Below are 17,703 nucleotides of genomic sequence, written 5' to 3'. Positions count from 1 at the left end.
TGCTACGGAGAATGAAGAAAAGGGATAACCATGAATAAGACGGATTTGGTCGCGGCCGTGGCCGAGGATGCGCAGATCGGCAAGGACAAGGCGGCTGTGGCGGTTGAGTCTGTGATCAAGCACATTCAGTCGGCGCTGCTCGAAGGGCAGGAAGTTCGCCTGCCGGGCTTTGGCAATTTCAAAGTCGCCGACCGCAAGGCGACCACAGCCCGCAATCCGCGTACCGGCGAAACCGTGAATGTGCCGGCGAGCAAGGTGGCGAAATTCGCCCCTGCCAAGGGATTGAAAGAAGCACTGAACGGCTGATCCAGCCGCTCCAGCAAAGCGCGGGGAGCGGGCGTCATCGCCGTCCCCCCGCGACTCCAGCGAATACCAATGCCCTCTCCCTAGCCGGAGAGGGCTTTTTTGTGCGCGCGGGGGATGGCGTCGCCGGCCGGGTTCGGTCCAGGTATGGCGCCGCGAGGTGACCAACAGCGCCTCGTCATCCATGCCGCAGCCGGCCTCCGTCTTGCGCTGCGGCAAGCGCAACGTGTTTCCTTCAAGTATAGAAGCGCAATCTAAAGTTGCATTTGGAATGCTTGCTCGCCGCCAGCTTGCGAAACTGAGGCAACGGAGCCACAATCGCTGCCTTTGTCTTTGCACAATGGTAAATAGCGCGACCATATTATGGAAGAATCATCATAACCCTGGTGAGCGGGCGCCGGATACTGTCGCGCGCTCAGCGGACCATATCCGCCGAAGTTGCTGTTGCGTATGCGTTTTCGGGCACTTTTGATGGGAAAATAAAATGCGCAAAGCAATGATCGCTGCACTCGCGGCGTTCGCAGGCATGAGCACGACGGCTTATTCCGCAGACCTTGACCGCGGCGGGTCCTTGAAGGACGCACCGGCCGCCTATGACGCCCCCGTATTCGCTTGGACCGGGCTCTATATCGGCGGTTCGGTCGGCTTCGGCGCCGGTGACACCTCCGGCACGCCGAAATTCGATCATGGCGGCAAGGCCTTCGATGACCTCATCACCTCGCTGTTCAGCACCGACTACGATGTCGATGGCGCGATCTATGGCGCTCATGTCGGCTATAACATCCAGCGTGACAGCAACTGGGTCTATGGCGTCGAACTGGGCCTCAACGGCACGGATATCGATGGCTCCCAGCCGATTCTGGCCGGCATCCTGCAGAGCGAGCGTGAGCTCGACTGGTACGCCACCGCGGTCGGCCGGCTCGGCTACGCATCCGGTCGTACCCTCTTCTACGGCTTCGGCGGCGTCGCCTGGGGCAAGGTCGAGACGACCATCAGCTTGCTCGGCCACGAGATCTTGAACGGCGACGAGACCCATGTCGGCTGGACGGCCGGCGTCGGTATCGAGCATGCGTTCACCGATCGGTTTTCGGCACGAATCGAATATTCGCACGTCGACCTCGGCGAGGAAGACCACGCGCTGGCGCAGGGCCTCTCGAGCGAAGTCGACCTCGATTTCGACGCCATCAAGATCGGCGCCAGCTACAAGCTGTTCGACGGCTACCATTCTCTCGAAGCATCAAAATAAAAACATCGGTCATCTCTCTATCTCTGACAGCCTTTGGCAGCCAAGTACCCCGCTTGGCTGCCTTTTTCATTCCCATCGGCCTGCCCGGGACGGCCGGACTATGTACTTCACCAGACACCAATTTCAATTTTAAGTTGCATAGAAGATAGACCGCCCTGTATCCGTGCTTAATTTGTCGTAATGCTGCCACAGTTATTACGAATTAAGGCCTTGTGATATTTCCCTCACTTGCGTTCACTCCGCTATTAGCTTTTCTTACCTAAAGTTATTCCGGCGACGCATTCGCGCCGCTTGAAAGAGTTGGTTTGGGCAATAAGAAGAGAAGTGGGGAATACATGCGCAAATTGGCGGTACTGGCCGCGAGCCTGGCGTTTTTCGGCGGCGTAAATTTCGCGGCCGCGGCCGATCTTTCCTATAAGGACACGCCCTATGAAGCGCCGCTGGCGCCGATCTGGAGCGGCTTCTATGTCGGCGGGCATATTGGCGGTCTTTGGAACGACAGCGGCGACAGCAGCCTGGCTTGGCGGAGCAAACAAAGGGGCTGCCGCGGCGAATGCAAGGGCGACTGGTCGAACTGGAAAGAGCTGACGAAGGTCAAGTTCTCCGAAGAAGACGACGACACCACGCTGATCGGCGGCGTTCATGTCGGCTATAATTGGCAAGACGGCGCCCGGGTGTACGGTTTGGAAGCCGACGCCAGCTTCGGCGACGGGATCGACTATCTGGCTTCCTTGCGCGCCCGTCTCGGCTATGCGTTCGATAATCTTTTGATCTACGCAACGGCGGGCGTCGCTTTCGCCGGCTTCGACGATACGGAAGTTGTCGGCTCTTTCGGCCCGTTCAAGAAAAGTGTCGAGTTCGGCGGCGACAGCGAAGTGGGCTTTGTCGTCGGCGGCGGCGTCGAATACAAGCTGGCTTCCAACTGGAGCATCGGCGTCGAGGGCTTGTATTACGGCTTCGGCGACGGCGATGACAGCAAGACGTGGGAAAAGTGGTGCAACCAGCTCAAGCTGTCCCACGACGACGACAACGACCTGTTCGTTGCTCGCGCGCGCCTGACCTATCACTTCCAGGACGGCTCTGAAGAACCGCTGAAATAAGCGGCCCGCAAACTGTGAGCTTAAAACGGGGCCTTGCGCCCCGTTTTTTTTCTGGGCGAAGACGCGCGACAGTCCTTGGCATCCCCGCGTTCAGGCGGGCTCTCCGATGATGGAGTCGGTACGCCGCTGGCGATCGCCCGCCCGACGCTCGCCGATGCGAATAGCGCCGCGCTCTCACTGTCTTCGCCGGCACTTTCGCGGGAATGCGATGAGAGCGTCAGCCGCCCGCGACTAAGCGCCTCTGCGCGGGAAGATCGTCCTCGATGAAGGCGGTGATGATCTCGTCCATATTGGCGTCCGCCTTGAAGCCGAGCGATTCGGCGCGCTGGGCCAGCATCGCGCCCGGCCAGCCATCGACGATCTTCTGGATGAATGGGTCGGGCTCCCACAGGATGCGGGCCGCCGCCGCCTCGCCGCCGATGCGGCGCAGCGAATCCGCCATCTCGCCGATGCTGACGCTGATCGATGGCAGCAGCACCGTGCGGTTGAAGCCGAGATCGTCGCCGTCCATCTCGTGCAGCGCGATCAGGCAGTCGATCAGGCGGCGCGGCGACAGGATCGCCATGCGCGAGGCCGGCGAGACCGGGCAGATTGCGGTCTGCCCCGCCAGCGGCTCGCGCAGCATCGAGGAGGCGAAGGTGGAGGCCGCCTTGTTCGGCCGGCCGGGGCGCACGACGATGGTCGGCAGGCGCACCGAGCGTCCATCGACGATGCCACGCCGCGTGTAGTCGTTGACGAACAGTTCGCCCGCCGCCTTCTGCGCGCCGTAGGAGGTGCGCGGCGTCGGCGGCGTCTCGTCGTCGACGGTGAGCGGCGGCTCGCCGCCATAGACGGCGGCGCTGGAGGCGAACACCACGCGCGGCGGCGCCGGGAGCTTGCGCGCGGCGTTCAGCACATGCCGGGTGCCGTCGAGATTGACGGCATAGCCGAGATCGAGATCGGCCTCCGCGCCCGCGCTGACCACGGCGGCGAAATGGTAGATGCTGCCAGTGCCGGGCGTGATCAGCGCCTCGACCTGAGCGGCGTCGGTGATGTCGCCGGTGACGATTTTCAGCCGGTTGGTCGGCTCGATGGGCGGCATCGGCTCGGCCTGGTCGAACAGCACGACCTCGGAGATTTCCTGCCGCGCGCCGCCCGGCCCCGCCGCCGCGCCGTCGCGCAGCAGCCGCTCGGCCAGTTTGCGTCCGACGAACCCTGTGCCTCCGGTGATGACGATGCGCATGGACGACCTCCCAAGTCCTTCTTGTTGTCATCCCCGCGCAGGAGGGGATCCAGTACTCCGCAGCGCTCGCGTTCAGGCCGTGCCTACAACGAATGTTGCCCTTTACTGGATCCCCGCCTTCGCGGGGATGACATCTGTGAGTGTGGTGGCGTGCGGGGCTTGCCCGTCCGCAGTCAGTGATTGTTGCGCGGGACGCCGAAGGTCTCGGCGACCTTCTGGTATTTCACCGCGTTCTCCAGCACGCCGCCGCCGTCGAGCTGGCCGACCATGGAGCGGTAGATCTCCTGCCAGGGTGTCTGGTTGACCAGTTCCGGCAGCTTGTAATCCTTGCGCCGCTGCGCCAACTCCGCGTCCGAGACCATCAGATTGGCGCTGCGCTTGTTCAGGTCGATGCGGATCCAGTCGCCGGTCTGCAACAGCGCCAAGCCGCCGCCGACCGCCGCTTCCGGCGAGGCGTTCAGGATCGACGGGCTGCCCGAGGTGCCGCTCTGGCGGCCGTCACCGATGCAGGGCAGTTCGGAAATGCCGCGCCTGACCAGTGCGTCCGGCGGCAGCATGTTCACCACCTCGGCCGAGCCGGGATAGCCGACCGGGCCGCAATTGCGGATGATCAGCAGGCAATTCTCGTCGATCTGGAGGCCGGGCTCGTTGATGCGCTGATGGTAATCCTCCGGGCCGTCGAAGACGATGGCGCGGCCCTCGAAGGCGTTCTCGTCGCCCTTCTTGCGCAGGTAGCGGCGCTGGAAATCCTCCGAGATCACCGACGTCTTCATGATGGCGCTGTCGAACAGATTGCCCTTCAATACGGCGAAACCCGCCTGCTGCTTCAGCGGATCCTCGAACGTCCGGATCACCTTGGAGTCGGTGATCCTGGCACCTTCATTGTTCTCGCCGATGCTGCGGCCGGTGACCGTCAGCGCGCCCCGATGGATCTTGCCGTGCCGCATCAGCTCGGCGATGACGGCGGGGAGACCGCCCGCGCGATGATAGGATTCGCCCAGATATTCGCCCGCCGGCATCATGTTGACCAGCAGCGGGATGTCGTAGCCGATGCGGTCCCAGTCGTCGTTGACCAGCTCGACGCCGATATGGCGCGCGATCGCGTTGACATGCGGCGGGCAATTGGTCGAAGCGCCGATGGCGGAGGCGACGACGATGGCGTTCTCGAAAGCCTGCCGGGTCATGATGTGCGAGGGCCGCAAATCCTCATGCACCATGGCGACGATGCGCTTGCCGGTCTCATAGGCGTTCTGGCCGCGCTCGCGATAGGGCGCGGGGATGGCCGCGCCGCCGGGCAGCGTCATGCCGAGCGCCTCGGCCATGGCGTTCATCGACGAGGCCGTGCCCATGGTGTTGCAATGGCCGACGCTCGGCGCGGAGCCGGCGACCATCTCGATGAAGGTGTCGTAGTCGATCTCGCCCGCGGCGTGGCGGCGGCGCGCTTCCCACACGACCGTGCCGGAGCCGGCCAGCTTGCCCTCGAAATGGCCGTCGAGCATTGGGCCGCCCGACAGCACGATGGCCGGAATATCGACGGTCGCCGCGCCCATCAGCATGGCTGGCGTGGTTTTGTCGCAACCCGTCGTCAGCACGACGCCGTCGAGCGGATAGCCGTAGAGCACTTCCACGAGGCCGAGATAGGCAAGATTGCGGTCGAGCGCGGCGGTCGGGCGCTTGCCGGTCTCCTGGATCGGGTGGACCGGAAATTCCAGCGGCACGCCGCCGGCGGCGCGGATGCCGTCGCGGACGCGCGAGGCCAGCTCGATATGATGGCGGTTGCAGGGCGACAGGTCGCTGCCGGTCTGGGCGATGCCTATGATCGGCTTGCCGGATTGCAGCTCCTCGCGGGTCAGGCCGAAATTCAGGTAGCGTTCGAGATAGAGCGCCGTCATGCCCGGATCGGCCGGGTTGTCCCACCACAAAGTGCTGCGCAGCGGGCGGCCTTTACCGTTCTGGGTCATTGCTCTTGCGTCTCCGTGACTGAGGCCACTCGGGCCGAATTCGTATAAGCAGCACAGCAGGCTTCCTCCCCCGTTCGGAGAGGGGACGGCCGAAGCCTCCGTCCATGCCTGACATTTATAAGCGCCCTTGCCCCGTCCGGTCTATTCCTTCACCGCGCCGGTCATGCTCGACACGTAATGCTCGACGAAGAAGGAGTAAAGGATGACGACGGGCAGCGAGCCGAAGAGCGCACCCGCCATCAGCGATCCCCATTCATAGACGTCGGAGCGGACCAGCTCGGTCAGCACGCCGACCGGCACGGTCTTGTTCTCCGAGGACTGGATGAAGGTCAGCGCGTAAATGAACTCGTTCCATGACAGGGTGAAGGCGAAGATGCCCGCCGAGATCAGCCCCGGCACCGAGAGCGGCAGGGTGATCTTGGTGAGAATCTGCCAGCGCGTCGCGCCATCGATCAGTGCGCATTCCTCCAGCTCGAACGGGATCGAGCGGAAATAGCCCATCAGCAGCCAGGTGCAGAAGGGAATGAGGAAGGTCGGATAGGTCAGGATCAGCGCGAAGGGCGAGTCGTACAAGCCGAGCTTGAACACCATCAAGGCGAGCGGAATGAACAGGATCGAGGGCGGCACCAGATAGGCGAGGAAAATGCCGAGGCCGACATAGCGCGAACCGGTGAAGCGCAGCCGCTCGATGGCATAGGCGGCGAACACCGAGCAGGCGAGCGCGATCGCGGTCGCGGCGACCGAGATGACGATGGTGTTCCAGAACCAGTGCGGATAGGAGGTCTCGAACAGCAGGTAGTTGATGTGCCGCATCGTCGGGTCCCAGACCCAGAACGGGCTGTAGTTCTTGTAGTCGGTGAGCTGGTGGTCCGGCTTGAAGGCGGTGATCGCCATCCAATAGAACGGGAACAGCAGCACGATCATGAACACGGTCAGCGGCAGATAGACGGTGACCAGCCGGCGCATGCCGCTGTCGAGATAGCGCATGCCGTCATTGTCGCTCTGGCCGCTATCGGCGGCGCCGGGGGGATTGAGGGTGCTCATGCGTCGCGTCCGCCTTGCTGCCAGCGCCGGCGCTGCAGGCCGAAATAGCTGAAGAGGATGGCCGACAGCAGGAACGGGATCATGGCGACGGCGATGGCCGCGCCCTCCCCTAACTGTCCGCCGGGAATGGCGCGCTGGAAGGACAGCGTCGCCATCAGATGGGTGGCGTTCACCGGGCCGCCGCGCGTCAGCACGTAGATGAGCTGGAAGTCGGTGAAGGTGAACAGCACCGAGAAGGTCATCACCACGGCGATAATCGGCGTCAGCATCGGCAGGGTGATGTAGCGGAAACGCTGCCAGGAGGAGGCGCCGTCGAGCGTCGCCGCCTCATAGAGCGATTGCGGGATGGTTTGCAGGCCGGCCAGCAGCGTGATGGCGACGAAGGGAATGCCGCGCCAGACATTGGCGGCGATCACCGATGCCCGCGCATTGGTCGCGTCGCCGAGGAAGTTGATGGGCGCGTCGATGAGGCCGATCTGGATCAGCGCCCAAGAAATGATCGAGAATTGCGCGTCGTAGATCCACCAGAAGGCGATCGCCGAAAGTACCGTCGGCACCACCCATGGCAAGAGCACGATGGCGCGGATGAAAGCCTTGAAGGGCAGCCGCTCGTTGAGCAGCAGCGCCAGCCAGAGGCCGAGCGCGAATTTGAACACCGAGGCGACGCTGGTATAGAGCAGCGTATTGAACACGGCCAGCCAGAAGACGGTGTCGTCCCACAGCGCTTCGTAGTTTTCGAGGCCGATGAACTGGCCGGGGCGGCCGATGGTGGTGTCGGTGAAGCCGAGCCAGACGCCGAGCGCCAGCGGATAGGTCAGGAAGATCAGCAGCACGGCGGCGGCGGGCAGCATGAACAGCCCGCCGAGCGTATTGCGTCCCTCGAGCGCTTTGGACAGCCACGAGCGGGCCGGCGGCTGAGCGCCTGCCGTGATCGCATCGGCTGCTATGGCATTTGGCTTCTGCACGTTGACCTTCAGCAATCCCGGGGAATTCCCGGATGGCGGCGGGGGCGCCACTTCAATTCTGTGCCTGCCGCCCCCCTCACCCGGTCGCCTCCGGCGCCCGCCCTCTCCCGCGAGGGGAGAGGGCAAAAAGACGAGAGGCGCCTTAATTGCCTTCTCCCCTTGAGGGAGAGGGCTCCCGCCGTCAGGCGGGTGGGTGAGGGGTAGGCAACAAGCTCAGCCTCAAAATCAGACCTTATAATACCGGTTGATGCGCGTTTCGGCGCGCTTGGCGGCTTCTTCCGGCGTGCGCTGGCCGGTCACCACCTCGGCGAACATGTCGACCAGCACATAGTCGCCCATCACGGCGGCGGAGGCATAGCCGAGCGGGCCGGCAAAGCCGTTCGGGCGCAACTGCTCCGACGCCTTGGCGTAAGGCGCATGGTTCGGGTCGGCGGTCCAGACCGGGTTGGCGGCATAGGCTTTCAGCGTCTGGCAGCAATAGCCGCTCGATGCCTGGATCCAGGCATTCATCTGCGCATCGTCGAACATGAATTGCAGATAGGCCTGCGCCGCTTTCGGGAACTTCGTGTATTTGAAGATCACCGTCGAGGTCGTCTGGTACAGCTCGACCGGCTTGCCGACCGGACCGACCGGGAAGGCCGTGGTCCTGATATCCTTGGCCATGTCGGCGAGCTTTGGATCGTTCTTGGCCGCGTAATAGAGCGAGACGCCGTTGGCGGTCAGGCCGATTTCACCGGCGAGGAAAGCGCGGTTGTTGTTGACGTCGAGCCAGCTCTCGGTGCCGGGGATGAAGGTCTTGTACAGCTCGGCGGCGTATTTCAGCGCGGCGATGGTCTCCGGGCTGTTGATCGCGGCCTTGCCGCTCTCGTCCACGGTCTTGCCGCCATGGCTCCAGAGCAGCCAATGCGCGTAGTTGTTGCCATCGCCGACCGCGTGGCCATGCGGGAAGCCGGCCGGATGGCCTTTCGCCTTCAGCGCCTTGCACAGTTCCAGGAACCCGGCGGTGTCCTTGGGGAATTCGGAGAAGCCGGCTTCCTTCACCCAGCTTTCGCGATAGCAAACCGCGTTGCCGATGACAGCGAGCGGCAGGCCGATATTGCGGCCGTCCTTGGTGGCGTAGGCGGCCGGGCCGTCATACCAGCCGCCATATTTCTTGCCGAGGCCGGCGGCGAGGTCGGTGACGTCGAGCAACTTGTCCGGGTATTGGAAGGGATCGTCGAACCAGACGAACATGATGTCCGGGCCTGAGCCGACATTGGCGGCGACGGCGGCTTTCGGGCGGATGTCTTCCCAGCTTTCCTTGTCGATGCGGACTTCGACGCCGGTCTTTTCGGTGAATTTCTTGGTGTTGGCGATCCAGCTTTCCTCATCGCCCTTCACGAAAGGCGACCAGCGCAGCACGCGCAAGCTCGCGCCGGCTTCCGGCGTGAAGGCGTCCTGGGCGGCGGCCGGCGCGGCGCCGAACATGCTCGTGAGGCCGGCGGCGGCGGTCGCGCCAGCACCGAGCTTGAGCGCATCGCGCCTGGTGAATTTCGTCATGCTCGTCTCTCCCTTGGATTGAAGGCGGTCTCTGGGCCGCCCTTCGCGTTCGGTTCTTTTTGCCTGGCCTAGGCGTTGCGGATGGCCACCCCGCTGGCTTCATCGAAAAGATGCACCGTCTCGAGCTGCGGCTTCAGCACGATCTGCTTGCCCGGCTCGAAAGCGTGGCGCTCGGAAAACGTGGCACAGACCGGCACGCCGCCGACTTCGCTATAGACGAATGTGTCCGCCCCGGTCGGCTCGACCACGGCGACCGTCGCCGGGATGCCCTCGCCGCCGAGCGACAGGTGCTCGGGCCGAACGCCGTAAATGACCTTCTGCCCGTCCGTGCCGCCCGCATTGGACGGCAGCGGCAGGCGGATGCCCCGCGCGGTCTCGACATGCAGTTCATTGCCCGCGCGGCGCAGCATGCCGGGCAGGAAATTCATCGCCGGCGAGCCGATGAAGCCGGCCGCGAAGACGTTCGCCGGATGGTCGTAAAGTTCGAGCGGCGAGCCGATCTGCTCGACGACGCCGTCGCGCATCAGCACGATGCGGTCGGCCATGCTCATCGCCTCGACCTGATCGTGGGTGACGTAGATCGAGGTGGTGCGCAGCCGCTGGTGCAGCGCCTTGATCTCGGTGCGCATGGCGACGCGCAGCTTGGCATCGAGATTGGATAGCGGCTCGTCGAACAGGAAGACCTGCGGATCGCGCACGATCGCCCGGCCCATCGCCACGCGCTGGCGCTGGCCGCCGGACAATTGCCGCGGATAGCGCTGCAGCAGCGGCGTCAGGGCGAGGATGTCGGCCGCCTTGTTGACGCGCTCGGTGATTTCGGCCTGCGGCGCGCCGCGCAACTTCATGCTGAAGGCCATATTATCGTGCACCGTCATATGCGGGTAGAGCGCATAATTCTGGAACACCATGGCGATGTCGCGCTCTTTCGGCTGCACGTCGTTGACGACGCGCCCGCCGATGACGATCTCCCCGCCGGAGATCTGCTCCAGCCCCGCGATCATGCGCAGCAGGGTGGACTTGCCGCAGCCGGACGGGCCGACGAGCACGACGAATTCATGATCGGCAATGGCGATGTCGACGCCATGGATCACGGGATGCGAACCGAATTGCTTCGTCACGCGCCTGATATCGACCGATGCCATAAATCCCGGCCCGTCTATATGATCTGGATGTGATGCCGGCCGGCGCAATGCCGCCAAGCGCCGCGCGGAGTCCGCGAGAATGGCTGTTTCATGTTTCCTCCCGGCCAGGCGTGCCCAAACGGCTTATTAACCCCGCCGCCGCGCGGCTGGAGCATTGCCCGATCCTTGGCGGTACTTTACGTGTGCAACCGAACAGGGGCCAAGCACTTTTTTCGGTTTGGCTTATCGCTTTCGTCTTAGAGCGAGAGGAGGAAAAGCGGCAAGCCGCCGGCCGCCGGTCATCCCGCTCCCCGCGCTAGAATGAGGTCACAGTTCAGGATTTTGGATGGAACCGATCCAAAATCACCGTGATCCAGCGGCTCGCCGAAGCGTGTTTCGCGCGGGCGGGCGCTCCCATGATAGGCATGGGACGAGAGCGGCCGCTTGCGCGGCGCACGCCGAACAGGAGAGAAAGCCATGATCAAACGCCGGATCGGACGCAATGGGGCAACCGTCAACGCCATCGGGCTCGGCTGCATGGGCATGTCCTTCGCCTACGGCCAGCCGATGTCCGAAACGGATGCCGTCACGCTGCTGCAGGGCGCGATCGAACTCGGCGTCGATCATTTCGATACCGCCGACGTCTATGGCAACGGCGCAAACGAAAAGCTGCTCGGAGCGGCCTTCCACGACCGCCGCGACAAGGTCTTCATCGCCACCAAATTCGGCCAGGGCCGCGACCCGAAGACCGGCGCCCGCCTGCCCATCAACGGCTCGCCGGACTATGCGCGCAAAGCCATCGAGCAATCGCTGAAGAATCTGCGCACCGATCATGTCGATCTCTATTATCTGCACCGGCTCGATAAGACCCGGCCGATCGAGGAGACGGTCGGCGCGATGGCGCGGATGGTCGAGGAAGGCAAGGTGCGCGCCATCGGCCTGTCCGAGGTCGGCGCCGACACGCTGCGCCGCGCCGCCGCCGTGCACCCGATCGCCGCGCTGCAATCGGAATATTCGATCTTCACCCGTTTCGTAGAAGACGGCATTCTGCCGGCCTGCCGCCAGCTCGGCACGACCCTCGTCGCCTATGCGCCGCTCGGGCGCGGCATGCTGACCGGCCGCTTCACGCCGGACTGGAAGGCCGAAGGCTACGATTTCCGGGCGGCCGAGGCGCCCCGCTATCAGGGCAAGGCTTTCGAGCACAATCTGGCGCTGGTGGAGGAGATCAAGCGCATCGCCGGCGCACACGACGCCCAGCCCTCGCAGATCGCGCTGGCCTGGCTGCTTGGACGCGCCGAGAACCTGGTGGTCATTCCCGGCACCACGCGGCTGGCCAATCTGGAGACCAATCTCGGCGCGGCCGAGATCGTGCTGTCGCTCGCCCAGATCGCCAGCCTCGACGCGCTGGCGGCCAATGTCCAGGGCGGCCGGTATGAGGATGCGGTGCTGAAAACGCTCGGCGGGTAGTCGAGAGGCGCGCGGGGCGATCCCCGCGCTGTCCTCGGGCAGCCATCAGCGTCGCGGGCGTCCCGTCGTCGCGGGGTCCAGAATATTCGCGCAGGTGCCGACGCGCCGGTCATATTTGGCCTGGCACGTATTCAGCGCGGCCGTCCTGCCCTTGGCGAGGGAGACGCAGGAGGCGCGCTCGCTTTCGGCGGCGCTGACGCAGACCCGGTCTTTCTCGGCATGGGCGGCGGCGGGGACGAGGCTCAACAGCACCGCGATCCCGATGGCATGTTTCATGGGTTTCCCTCCTTCGAATGGGCGCAGATTAGCAGCGCCGCCGGAGCGGCACAACCGAGGCACGGCGCCGCTTGTGGATCGCGGGTGAAGCGCCGCCCTGAATTATGTATATGTGCCGGAAGAGACTTGTGCGGGGGATAGGATCACCATGCAGGACGGAGACACGCGCCGCGTCGAAGGCGTCGTATATGCGGCGACGCGCGAGGGCTACGTGCTGCCCGTCATCGACGTCACCAATCCGCATTTCGCCATGCCGGATGACGCCGCGAGTGTCGATGCACTCTTTGAGCGCTTCGCCGCGGAGGAGCGCAAGCGGCGGCGCCTGCCGAAATTCCTCATGCGCCCGATGCTGAAGCTGATGGCTCGGCGCTCGCTGCTGCTGAAGGCGATCGTCGGCTCGGGGGCGGATTTCCTCGACGGCACCACCACCTATATCATGAAGCTGGGCGCGGATAATCTGCCGCCGCCCTTCGACCAGCCGCTCGACCGCAAGCTCGCCGCCTCGCCGCATATCGGCCTGCTGCGGCTGCGCACCCTGCAGACGGCGCGGCTCATCGCCGAGAGCGTGGCGGGCGATCTCGCGGCGGCGGAAGGCGCGCCGCTGCATCTGATCAATATCGGCGGCGGCCCGGCCATCGACAGCATCAACACGCTGATCCTGCTGAGACGCGACCGGCCGGATCTGGTGAGGCGACCCTTGCGCATCCACGTGCTGGATGGCGACGAGGCGGGGCCATATTTCGGCGCCAATGCGCTCGCCGCGCTCCAGGCCGAGGGCCGCCCGCTGAGCGGCCTCGACATTGCGTTCGAGCGGATCGCCTATGATTGGAACCAACCGGCGGTACTCGACCGTCTGGTGCGCCAGCTTGCGTCTGGGCCTGCGGTGATCGCGGCCATGTCGGAGGGCGCGCTGTTCGAATATGGCAGCGATGAAGCGATCATCGCCAATCTGAAGGCGCTGGCGCCGGCTGGGACCGGCTCGAGGCTGATCGCCGGTTCCGTCACCCGTGCCGACCTGATCCGGCGGCGCATGATGCGGGATACCAAGTTCAAGCTCTACCCGCGCGGCATCGAGGGCTTCGCGCCGCTCGTCGAAGCCGCGGGCGGCAGGATCGTGCGAAGCCTGTCCGCCGGGCTGAGCGATCAGGTGCTGCTGCGCGTCGGCTGACGTCAGGAAGCGGCCGTCGCCTGGCTCAGGCTTTCCACGGTGTCGCCGGCTTCCTTGGCGGTGTTCGGCGTCACCATGGCGCGGGCCACCTGCTGAAGGCTGATCCGGCCGACCGGCCTGCGCATCGTGTCGATGACGATGGCCTCGCTCTCATTCGCCTGGGTCAGCAGCCGCGCCGCCGTCTCCAGCGTTTCGCCCGCCTCGATGGTTGCCGCCGGGCGCGCGATCGCCGCGCCGCCGAGCGGCGTCATCACCGTCTCGACATGCAGCACCCGGCCGCGATTGACTTCCCTGGCGAAGCTGGCGATGTAATCGTCGGCGGGGCGCAGCACGATGTCCTGGCTGGTGCCCTGCTGGATCACCTCGCCGTTGCGCAGGATGGCGATGCGGTCGCCGAGCCGGAGCGCTTCGTCGAGATCGTGGGTGATGAAGACGATGGTCTTCTTGATCTCCTTTTGCAGGTCCAGCAGCACGGTCTGCATGTCCATCCGGATCAGCGGATCGAGGGCCGAATAAGCCTCGTCCATGAGCAGGATCGGCGCGTCATTGGTGAGCGCCCGAGCGAGGCCGACACGCTGCTGCATCCCGCCGGATAATTGGCTCGGATAGTGGTTCTCGAAACCCTTGAGGCCGACACGCTCGATCCAGCGCATTCCCGCTTCCATCTGCCTGGCGAGCGGAACGCCCTGGATTTCGAGGCCGTAAACGACGTTCTTCAAAACGGTGCGATGCGGCAGCAGGGCGAATTTCTGAAACACCATTGCGGTCTGGTGCCGGCGGAAATCCTGCAGTTCCGTCTTGTTCAACCCCATGACGTCGATGCCGTTCACCACGATCCTGCCGGCGGTCGGGTCGATCAGCCGGTTGATATGGCGGATGAGCGTCGACTTGCCCGATCCCGACAGACCCATGATGACCTGGATCGATCCCGCCGGAATGCTGATCGAGATGTTCTTCAACCCGAGCACATGCGAATGCCGGCTCATCAGCTCGGATTTGGAGATGCCGCCGCTGTTGATCGCATCGACATAGGCGGCGGGGCTTGCCCCAAAAATCTTGCAGAGATTCTTGATCTCGATGCAGGCGCCGGTCTCAGACATGGCCGATCACCCTGTGCTTCTGCAGGCGGTGGCCATAGGCTTGGCTGACGCGGTCGAAGATGATGGCGATGCCGACGATGGCCATGCCGTTGAACAGCCCGAGCGTGAAATATTGGTTCGAGATCGCCTTCAGCACCGGCTGGCCGAGCCCCTGCACGCCGATCATCGAGGCGATCACCACCATGGCCAGCGCCATCATGATGGTCTGGTTGATGCCGGCCATGATAGTCGGCAAAGCCAGCGGGATCTGCACGTTCTTCAGCTTCTGCCAGCTCGAGGAGCCGAAGGCGTCCGCCGCCTCCAGCACATCCTTGTCCACCAACCGGATGCCGAGATTGGTCAGCCGGATCATCGGCGGGATGGCGTAGATGACGACGGCGATCAGCCCCGGCACCTTGCCGATGCCGAGCAGCATAACGACCGGGATCAGATAGACGAAGCTCGGCAGCGTCTGCATCACGTCGAGCACCGGATTGACGATCTGCTGCACGCGGTCGGAGCGCGCCATCAGGATGCCGATCGGAATGCCGACGGCGATGGAGAGCACCGTGGCGACGAAGATCATCGAGATGGTCTTCATCGTATCGTCCCACATGTCGAAAAAGCCGATCAGCAGGAGCGTTGCGACGCAGCCGGCGACGATCTTCCAGCTTCGGCTCGCGAACCAGGCGATAGCCGCAATGAGGATCAGGATCACCGGCCAGGGCGTGCGCGTCATGAAGCGCTCCGACTGGATCAGGAAGAATTGCAAGGGCTGGAAGAACGCCTCGATGCTGTCGCCGTAGCCCCGGGTGAAGCTGCGGAAGCCTTCGTCGATGGCCTTTTTCAGCGCCCGCAGCGTCTCATCGTCCATATGCGGAAAGGTGAACAGCCAGTCCATATCGCTCCCCTCGCAGAAACGTCCGGATGGCTGACAGTGTAGATCGCAGGCGGCCGATCCAGCGCGAAAAATATGGGGCGGCGCGCCTGTCGAACGGGCGCGCCGCAATAGACCCTGCGATCAGAGCGCGGCCTTGATCTTCTTGGCCGCCTCCGGCGAGACCCAGGCCGTCCACAGATCCGGGTTCTGCTTGAGGAAATATTTTGCGCCTTCCTCGCCGCTCGCCTGATTGTCGGTCATCCAGGCGACCAGCGCATTGACGGTGTCGTTGCTCCAGGAGCGCTTCTTGAGATAATCCGTGACTTCCTTGCCGGCTTTGTCGGCGAAGGACTTGGTGACCAGCGTCTGGATCTTGTCCTTCGGCCAGTCGTTTTTCTTCGGGTCGGGGCAATCGGCGACGGTGTTGCAGCGCTTCCATTCGGCCAGATCGCCCGGCACGCCGTGGCCGAGCTTCACCATCTTATATTTGCCGAGAATGGCGGTCGGCGCCCAGTAATAACCCATCCAGCCCTGCTTGCGCTCGTAAGCCTTGGCGATGGAGCCGTCGAGGCCGGCCGAGGAGCCGGTATCGACCAGCGTGAAGCCCGCCTTCGCCGCGCCGTAAGCCTTGAAGAGCTGCGTCGTCACCACCGTCCCGCCCCAGCCCTGCGGGCCGTTGAAGACGGCGCCCTTCTTGGCATCCTCCGGGTCGGGGAACAGTTCGGGATGTTTCAGCGCATCGTCGATGGTCTTGATGTCGGGATGGGCGTCGGCGATGTATTTCGGGATCCACCAGCCCTGCACGCCGCCATCCTTGAGCGAGTCCGCCGCGATCAGCAGCTTGCCCTCCTTCAGGCCGCGATCGACGACCTCCGGCAACAGGTCCACCCAGCCCTCCGGCGCGATGTCCGGCTTGCCCTTCTCCACCATCGAGGTGATGGTCGGCACCGTGTCGCCGACGATGATGTCGGCGCTGCAGCCATAGCCCTTGGTGAGGATGAACTTGTCGAGATTGGCGAGCACTTCGGCGCTCTGCCAGTTCATGCTGGCGATGGTAACGTCGCCGCAATCGGCCGCGCTTGCGGCCTGTCCGGAGGCGAGGATGCTCAATGCGACGCAGGCCGATGCAAGGTGATGCTTCATGTCGTTTTTCCTCTTATTGCGGCTGGGGTAGGGAGTTCACATCAGATCAGTTCGCTCATGACTGGTCTGTCTGCGGTCTGTGCGCGCGCGGGGCGGGTCCGGGGCGGCGAAGCGGGCCGCCCGCTCTGGCTGGCGATGCGGGTTTGTTTTGGCGTGCAGCCATAGACTTTCCGGTAGGCGTGCCAGAAATGGGAGCCGGCGAGGAAGCCGCAGGCGACGGCAATCTCGATGATCGGCAGCGCCGACTGGCTCAGCAGGTGATGCGCCCGCTCGAGCCGCAGCTCCAGATAGTAGCGCGCCGGCGAGCGGCCCATCTCGCGCCGGAACAGCCGCTCGACCTGGCGGATCGACACGCCGACCCTGGCGGCCAGCTCCGGCAGCGGCAGCGGCTCCAGCATATTCGCCTGCATCAGCTCGACGGCGGCCAGGATGGCGGGATCGCTGGTGCCGAGCTGCGCCCTGAGCGGCAGCCGCTGGCGCACGCTCGGGGCCCGCACGCGCTCCACTAGGGCCTGCTCGCAAATGCGGCTGACGACCGCCTCGCCGAAATCCTGGGCGATGAGATGCAGCATCATGTCGAAGGAGGCCGAGCCGCCCGCGCAGCTATAGACGTCGCCGTCGATCTCGTAGACGCCGGCCGAGACCTCGACCGCCGGGAAGCGCTCGGTAAAGTCGGGCAGGTTCTCCCAATGGATGGTGCAGCGCCGCCCGTCGAGCAGGCCCGCCTCGGCCAGCACATCGCTGCCGGTGCACAGGCTCGCCAGCGCGACGCCCCGGCGGCGGCATTCGCGCAGCCAGGTGGCGGCGGCCCGGCTGCGGTGGCTGCGCACGTTCATGCCGCCGCAGACGATGGCCATGGTCGGGCGCGCGCGGCCGGTAAGCATGGCGCGCTCCTCGGCAAGGGAGGCGTGCGCCGCCAGATCGAGGCCGCAACTGGACCTTACGCTTTTGCCTTTCTCCGACACGAAGCGCCAGGCATAGGCTTCGAAGCCGACAGCGGCGTTCGCCAGCCTCAGCGCTTCGAGCGCGGATGAGAAGGCGAGCAGAGTGAATTCGGGAACGAGATAGAAACTGAACAGCCGCCGTCTCGGGTCCGTTTCGCTCATGCATCCCCCATCGCTGAACGCGGACCGGAGTCCGCACGCTCCTATCTTGACGGACATTCCGGGGCGCCACAGAATGGATGCGA

At 64.4% G+C, this 17,703-nt stretch carries 16 protein-coding genes; 5 read left to right on the top strand and 11 right to left on the bottom strand.

Going from position 1 to position 17,703, the window contains the following annotated elements; genetic code table 11:
- Positions 1-30: 30 nt before the first annotated feature.
- The 3 genes from BLEFHOIH_RS25720 to BLEFHOIH_RS25710 all read left to right on the top strand — a co-directional run bounded on the left by BLEFHOIH_RS25720 (position 31) and on the right by BLEFHOIH_RS25710 (position 2,649).
- Positions 31-306, top strand: a complete 276-nt coding sequence (locus tag BLEFHOIH_RS25720) for an HU family DNA-binding protein (RefSeq protein ID WP_088348921.1) — start codon at positions 31-33, stop codon at positions 304-306.
- A 568-nt stretch (positions 307-874) separates the two neighbouring features.
- Positions 875-1,549: an outer membrane beta-barrel protein gene (locus tag BLEFHOIH_RS25715; RefSeq protein ID WP_348626069.1), complete on the top strand. Its 675-nt coding sequence runs from the start codon at positions 875-877 to the stop codon at positions 1,547-1,549.
- 335 nt (positions 1,550-1,884) lie between these two features.
- Positions 1,885-2,649: an outer membrane beta-barrel protein gene (locus tag BLEFHOIH_RS25710; protein WP_088348919.1), complete on the top strand. Its 765-nt coding sequence runs from the start codon at positions 1,885-1,887 to the stop codon at positions 2,647-2,649.
- Between the two features lie 217 nt (positions 2,650-2,866).
- Here BLEFHOIH_RS25710 and denD read toward each other — a convergent pair whose 3' ends face one another.
- The 6 genes from denD to ugpC all read right to left on the bottom strand — a co-directional run bounded on the left by denD (position 2,867) and on the right by ugpC (position 10,522).
- Entirely contained in the window at positions 2,867-3,871 is a 1,005-nt protein-coding gene (denD, locus tag BLEFHOIH_RS25705) for a D-erythronate dehydrogenase (RefSeq protein ID WP_088348918.1), read from the bottom strand.
- 173 nt (positions 3,872-4,044) lie between these two features.
- Entirely contained in the window at positions 4,045-5,832 is a 1,788-nt protein-coding gene (locus tag BLEFHOIH_RS25700) for an IlvD/Edd family dehydratase (RefSeq protein ID WP_088348917.1), read from the bottom strand.
- Between the two features lie 141 nt (positions 5,833-5,973).
- Complete coding sequence (locus BLEFHOIH_RS25695; protein ID WP_088348916.1) at positions 5,974-6,876, bottom strand: carbohydrate ABC transporter permease; 903 nt, start codon at positions 6,874-6,876, stop codon at positions 5,974-5,976.
- Positions 6,873-7,727: a sugar ABC transporter permease gene (locus BLEFHOIH_RS25690; RefSeq protein ID WP_088348964.1), complete on the bottom strand. Its 855-nt coding sequence runs from the start codon at positions 7,725-7,727 to the stop codon at positions 6,873-6,875. Before BLEFHOIH_RS25690 ends, BLEFHOIH_RS25695 begins: the two co-directional genes overlap by 4 nt.
- Before the next feature lie 339 nt (positions 7,728-8,066).
- Positions 8,067-9,380, bottom strand: coding sequence for an ABC transporter substrate-binding protein (locus BLEFHOIH_RS25685; protein ID WP_170937388.1), 1,314 nt, complete (start codon positions 9,378-9,380; stop codon positions 8,067-8,069).
- A gap of 68 nt (positions 9,381-9,448) precedes the next feature.
- On the bottom strand, positions 9,449-10,522 hold the full coding sequence (gene ugpC, locus BLEFHOIH_RS25680; RefSeq protein WP_088348915.1) for a sn-glycerol-3-phosphate ABC transporter ATP-binding protein UgpC: 1,074 nt from the start codon (positions 10,520-10,522) through the stop codon (positions 9,449-9,451).
- A 456-nt stretch (positions 10,523-10,978) separates the two neighbouring features.
- Between ugpC and BLEFHOIH_RS25675 the strand changes: the two genes are divergently transcribed.
- Positions 10,979-11,968 carry an aldo/keto reductase gene (locus BLEFHOIH_RS25675; protein ID WP_088348914.1) on the top strand — a complete coding sequence of 330 codons (990 nt, stop codon included), beginning with the start codon at positions 10,979-10,981 and terminating at the stop codon, positions 11,966-11,968.
- A 45-nt stretch (positions 11,969-12,013) separates the two neighbouring features.
- On the opposite strand, the gene BLEFHOIH_RS25670 is transcribed toward BLEFHOIH_RS25675, so the two are convergent.
- Positions 12,014-12,244, bottom strand: coding sequence for a hypothetical protein (locus BLEFHOIH_RS25670; protein WP_088348913.1), 231 nt, complete (start codon positions 12,242-12,244; stop codon positions 12,014-12,016).
- Positions 12,245-12,392: 148 nt separating this feature from the next.
- Here BLEFHOIH_RS25670 and BLEFHOIH_RS25665 point away from each other — a divergent pair, with 148 nt between their 5' ends.
- Positions 12,393-13,412 carry a hypothetical protein gene (locus tag BLEFHOIH_RS25665; RefSeq protein WP_088348912.1) on the top strand — a complete coding sequence of 340 codons (1,020 nt, stop codon included), beginning with the start codon at positions 12,393-12,395 and terminating at the stop codon, positions 13,410-13,412.
- A 2-nt stretch (positions 13,413-13,414) separates the two neighbouring features.
- On the opposite strand, the gene BLEFHOIH_RS25660 is transcribed toward BLEFHOIH_RS25665, so the two are convergent.
- The 4 genes from BLEFHOIH_RS25660 to BLEFHOIH_RS25645 all read right to left on the bottom strand — a co-directional run bounded on the left by BLEFHOIH_RS25660 (position 13,415) and on the right by BLEFHOIH_RS25645 (position 17,620).
- Complete coding sequence (locus BLEFHOIH_RS25660) at positions 13,415-14,512, bottom strand: betaine/proline/choline family ABC transporter ATP-binding protein (protein ID WP_088348911.1); 1,098 nt, start codon at positions 14,510-14,512, stop codon at positions 13,415-13,417.
- Positions 14,505-15,392 (bottom strand): proline/glycine betaine ABC transporter permease, encoded by an 888-nt coding sequence (locus BLEFHOIH_RS25655; RefSeq protein ID WP_088348910.1) that lies wholly within the window; start codon positions 15,390-15,392, stop codon positions 14,505-14,507. Before BLEFHOIH_RS25655 ends, BLEFHOIH_RS25660 begins: the two co-directional genes overlap by 8 nt.
- 120 nt (positions 15,393-15,512) lie before the next feature.
- Positions 15,513-16,514, bottom strand: coding sequence for an ABC transporter substrate-binding protein (locus BLEFHOIH_RS25650; protein WP_088348909.1), 1,002 nt, complete (start codon positions 16,512-16,514; stop codon positions 15,513-15,515).
- A gap of 41 nt (positions 16,515-16,555) precedes the next feature.
- Positions 16,556-17,620, bottom strand: coding sequence for a GlxA family transcriptional regulator (locus BLEFHOIH_RS25645; protein WP_088348908.1), 1,065 nt, complete (start codon positions 17,618-17,620; stop codon positions 16,556-16,558).
- Positions 17,621-17,703: the final 83 nt, after the last annotated feature.

Source organism: Rhodomicrobium sp. R_RK_3 (assembly GCF_002198715.1).
Lineage (GTDB): Bacteria > Pseudomonadota > Alphaproteobacteria > Rhizobiales > Rhodomicrobiaceae > R-RK-3.
Note: the sequence above shows the minus strand (reverse complement) of the source record. Positions and strands in the feature narration are given on the sequence as shown.